This is a genomic window from Marivita sp., assembly GCF_017643905.1.
In the GTDB taxonomy this organism is placed as follows: Bacteria; Pseudomonadota; Alphaproteobacteria; order Rhodobacterales; family Rhodobacteraceae; genus Marivita.
Map to the genome: position 1 here is coordinate 1 of NZ_JAEPMO010000237.1, position 4211 is coordinate 4211.

Sequence of the window (4211 nt, forward strand, 5' to 3'; positions counted from 1 at the left end):
CAACTCAGAGACAAACAACAAGACCAGTGCGCCCTAACTTCACGGCGCGCCCGCCCTCATATACCCCTGAATTATCCACCACCGTAAGCAACCAACGCCCCGTCCGATGTCCCAACATCCGCCTCAGCGCCGCCGGTGAAGGGGGTTCTACGGTTACTGCGCCGAGTCCGCAAGCGAAAAAATCAGGGAATTGAAGATTTTTCTTAGAGTTCGATTTCTCTATGAAAACAGGGTTTTGGCGCAATATTCGTGCACGCGGACGCCTGTCTGGGTAATTTTGGCAGGCGCCAGTCCAGATTTAGTAAGGCGCAGGCTCCACGCCCCTAGACCTACGAGTCACGCCTGCCGGAACTGCACGATTCCGGGTATGCGATCGGTGCGAATCCGGCTCAGAAGGAGACCTGCGATCACCGCGGCGTAGAGGATCGGCTCCCACTGAAAGCCCTTTACGAGCAGCAGGAAATGCAACGCCCCCAGAACAGCGATCGGATAGACGAGCTTGTGCAGCTTTCGCCATGTGAGGGCACCAAGGCGTTTGACGCTCCAATTGTTGGAGGTGAGAGCGAGCGGCAACATCAGGACAAATGCGGCCATTCCCACTGTGATATACCAGCGCTTGACGATATCGGCCCATACGTTCTGGAACTGCACATCGAGGACGAGCCATGTGAGCAGATGCACCAGCAGGTAGAAGAAGGTGATCACACCAATCGCCCTGCGAAACTTCAGCAGGTTCACTCCCGGCCAACGGCGCAACGGCGTGACGGCAAGTCCTGCGATCAGAAGCCATAGGCTCCAGAGACCGAGCTCGTGTTCGATCCGCTTGGCCGGGTCGATCCCAAGCTCTCCTGTGAGCCCAAGATAGAAGAGCGCGATCACCGGAATAGGTGCCAATGCATAAAGCACCCATGCCGGAATGCGACGAAGCGTGGTGTTGATCACTTCGACCATGGCTCAGAAGAACTCCCGCAGGTTCATGCCGTCATAAAGGCCGGCAACGTCGTCTGCATACCCGTTGAACATCAGGGTCGGTTCACGCTTGGCGAAAAGACCACTGCCGATGCGACGTTCCGTGGCCTGCGACCAACGCGGATGATCCACCTCGGGGTTCACATTGCTATAGAAGCCGTATTCACGCGGATTGGCGACGTTCCAGCTTGCAGGTGGTTCGTCTTCGACAAGAGAAATGCGAACCACGGACTTGATCGACTTGAAGCCGTATTTCCATGGCACGACCAAACGCATTGGTGCGCCATTCTGTTTCGGGATGTCGCGGCCATAAATGCCGGTGGCCATCATCGTCAGGGGGTGCATCGCCTCGTCAAGGCGCAGGCCTTCGACATAGGGCCAGTCGAGAACGCGGCTGGAGACCCCCGGCATTTCTTCAGGGCGCAGCGCGGTTTCGAAGGCGACGTATTTCGCACTGGACTGGACGCCGACCCAGTTCAGCAGATCGGCCAACTCAAACCCGTTCCACGGGATGACCATCGACCAAGCCTCGACACAGCGGAAGCGGTAGATGCGTTCCTCAACGGTCATCTGGGACAGGATGTCGGCAAAGCTGTAATCGCCGGGTTTGTCCACAAGGCCGTCGATCCGCACGGTCCAGGGATCAATGGTCAGCGCCTGCGCATAGCGTGCCGGGTCTTCCTTGCCGGTACCGAACTCATAATAGTTGCAGTAGTTGGTTATCTCCTCCCAGGCGTTCGGTTCCAGAGCCTCCTGCGCTTTTGCGCCGATTGGCAGCGCGCCGGCAATGCCACCCGCTGCGAGGCCTGCCATCAATTTCCGACGGTTCAGGAAAGCCGAGTACGGGGTCACGTCCTCTGCGCTGAGTGTGTTCTTCCAACGATATGCCATGGGATCCTCTTCGTCCGCGTTCCACATGGATATAGACGCAGAGGATCAATCGACCAAACCAACTTGTCTCACGTGTGCGTGGCCGTTTTGAAATGTTTTGAAACCGCGAAAACGGATACGTGACCGCGGCCTCAGACGTCAGGCTTCGATCATGTCGACACGCGTCGCGTGACGGCCGCCTTCGAATTCTGCGTTCAAAAAGGCATCCACGATGTCCATTGCCAGCCCTTCGCCAACGACCCGCGCGCCAAGGGACAGCATGTTGGCATCGTTGTGCTGTCGGATCATCCGCGCCGAGAACATGTCAGAGCAAACACCACAGCGAATGCCTTTGACCTTGTTCGCGGCCATCATGATGCCTTGCCCTGTGCCGCACAGAATAATGCCGAGGGTGCAGTCACCCGACGCCACACGTTCGGCGGCGGCCTTTCCATGCAAGGGATAATGGGTGCTTTCCGGTGTGGTGGGGCCGATATCGACCACATCCCAGCCCTGCGCTGCGATATGTTTGGCAACGGCCTGCCGCAGGTCGATTGCCGCGTGATCGCTGGAAAGAACGATGCGTTTGGTGTTGGTCATGGCAGGCGATCCCGATCAAGACTGTCGTTGATGGCCTTGGACCAGAAGCACGCGGTCGCGTCAATTGCCCCGTGAACTGACCCTCACCCGTCGCGGGCATCCGGCACGGCGGAAACCAGTTCCACGGTGTTCCCGTCTGGGTCACGCGTGAAAAGCCCGCGCCAACCAACCCAGTCGAAATCCTGAAACCGTGCGGGAAGGCCCTGCGTTTCCAACCAGAGCTTGGCAGCGTCCTGTTCCGCCCATGGAAGGCTCAGCGCAATGTGATGCAACGCGAATGTGTCACCGACCACGGGGGACGGGTCTGTGTCTTCGAACAGGGCAAGCACGGCAGTATGACCGCCGTAGCTTTCGCCAAGGTGAAAGAACGTGATCCTCTGCGGTGGACCGGCCCGCTGTCCGTCGGGAAGAACCTCGAGGCCGAGCACGGTCTCGTAGAACGCAACCATCGCCTCGTAGTCCCGGCAGCGGATCGCAATCTCGCCCAACGCACGGGGTGTGAACCCCCGCGTCACGCCTGCACCGCCTGCGGCCAAAGATCGGACATGAGAATACTGCGCCCATCGGGTTGAACCACGCGCACATGAATGCGGCGCATCAGTCGCGGTTCCGCCACACCGACGGAATGGGCGATGGTCTCAACCTCCTTGATGATCTCTTTGGCATAGGCGGCCACACGCAGCTCTTTGTCCTCGACCACCAAACCGGACTGGAAGCGCGGATTGTGGGTCGTGATCCCCGTGGGGCAGGTGTTGCGATTGCATTTGAGCGCCTGAATGCAGCCCAGTGCAAACATGAAACCGCGTGCCGAGGTCACGAAATCCGCGCCCGTCGCCAGCGCCCACGCCACATCGCCGGGATTGACCAGCTTGCCACTGGCGACCAGCGGGATGCGGTCCCGCAAACCATGCGCATTGCGCAGGTTGGCCACCATCGGCAGCGCCTCGCGGATGCTCATGCCCACGAGATCGATCAACGGCATAGGGGCTGCGCCGGTGCCGCCCTCTCCACCGTCCAGAGTGATGAAGTCCGGGGCCATATCAGCGCCCCGCGTCTTGATCGCATCGAAGAGACCGGCAATGCCCTCTTCCGACCCGACACACATCTTGATCCCGGTAGGCTTGCCAGTGATGTCGCGAACACGGGCGATCATGGTCAGCAGATCATCCCAATCGTCCACCTCTTCATGGCGGTTGGGCGAAATACTGTCCTTGCCCACGGGAATCCCCCGCACCTGCGCGATTTCGGGCGTCACCTTTTCGCCGGGCAAGATGCCCCCCTTGCCGGGCTTGGCACCTTGGCTCAGCTTGATCTCGAACATGCGCACCGTTTCATGCGCCGCGATATCTCGCAGCTTGCCCTCGTCCAGCCGCCCATCCGCATCGCGCACACCATACTTGGCTGTGCCGATCTGGAAGACGATGTCGCAACCGCCCTCCAGGTGATAGGGCGACAAACCGCCCTCGCCCGTGTTCATCCAGATGCCTGCCCGCTTTGCCCCGCGACTCAGGGCACGCACGGCAGGCTTGGAAATCGCGCCGTAGCTCATGCCGGACAGATTGAAGAAGGACGTGGCTGTATACGGGATACGCGCATTGGGCCCGATGACCTTGGGTTCCGACTTTGCGAACTGGTTGTCGATCGGCGGGAAGGGCGCATTCACGAAAATCGGCGTGCCGACAATCGCTGTGTTCCGGGTCGACCCGAAGGCGACAGTGTTGCCATGACCCTCGGCAGATCGTTTGACCCATTCGCGCTGCGCCCGGTTGAAG

General features: G+C 59.7%; 5 protein-coding genes. All 5 read right to left on the minus strand.

Going from position 1 to position 4211, the window contains the following annotated elements; genetic code table 11:
• Positions 1–336 precede the first annotated feature (336 nt).
• Positions 337–951 carry a protein-methionine-sulfoxide reductase heme-binding subunit MsrQ gene (msrQ, locus tag JJ869_RS22380; protein WP_292270974.1) on the minus strand — a complete coding sequence of 205 codons (615 nt, stop codon included), beginning with the start codon at positions 949–951 and terminating at the stop codon, positions 337–339.
• A 3-nt stretch (positions 952–954) separates the two neighbouring features.
• The gene (gene msrP / locus JJ869_RS22385) at positions 955–1860 is read right to left on the minus strand and encodes a protein-methionine-sulfoxide reductase catalytic subunit MsrP (RefSeq protein WP_292270976.1); all 906 of its coding nucleotides are present in this window, start codon (positions 1858–1860) and stop codon (positions 955–957) included.
• Positions 1861–1998: 138 nt separating this feature from the next.
• Complete coding sequence (gene rpiB / locus JJ869_RS22390; protein ID WP_292270980.1) at positions 1999–2439, minus strand: ribose 5-phosphate isomerase B; 441 nt, start codon at positions 2437–2439, stop codon at positions 1999–2001.
• A gap of 83 nt (positions 2440–2522) precedes the next feature.
• Entirely contained in the window at positions 2523–2954 is a 432-nt protein-coding gene (locus JJ869_RS22395) for a VOC family protein (protein ID WP_292270983.1), read from the minus strand.
• Positions 2951–4211, minus strand: a 1261-nt coding sequence (locus JJ869_RS22400; RefSeq protein WP_292270986.1) for an FMN-binding glutamate synthase family protein, incomplete at its 5' end; no start/stop codon positions are given. The genes JJ869_RS22400 and JJ869_RS22395, both read right to left, overlap by 4 nt.

Excerpts from the sequence above, each read along its gene's own strand:
- msrQ (WP_292270974.1), bottom strand. The coding sequence starts at position 951 with ATGGTCGAAGTGATCAACACCACGCTTCGTCGCATTCCGGCATGGGTG.
- msrP (WP_292270976.1), bottom strand. The coding sequence starts at position 1,860 with ATGGCATATCGTTGGAAGAACACACTCAGCGCAGAGGACGTGACCCCG.
- rpiB (WP_292270980.1), bottom strand. The coding sequence starts at position 2,439 with ATGACCAACACCAAACGCATCGTTCTTTCCAGCGATCACGCGGCAATC.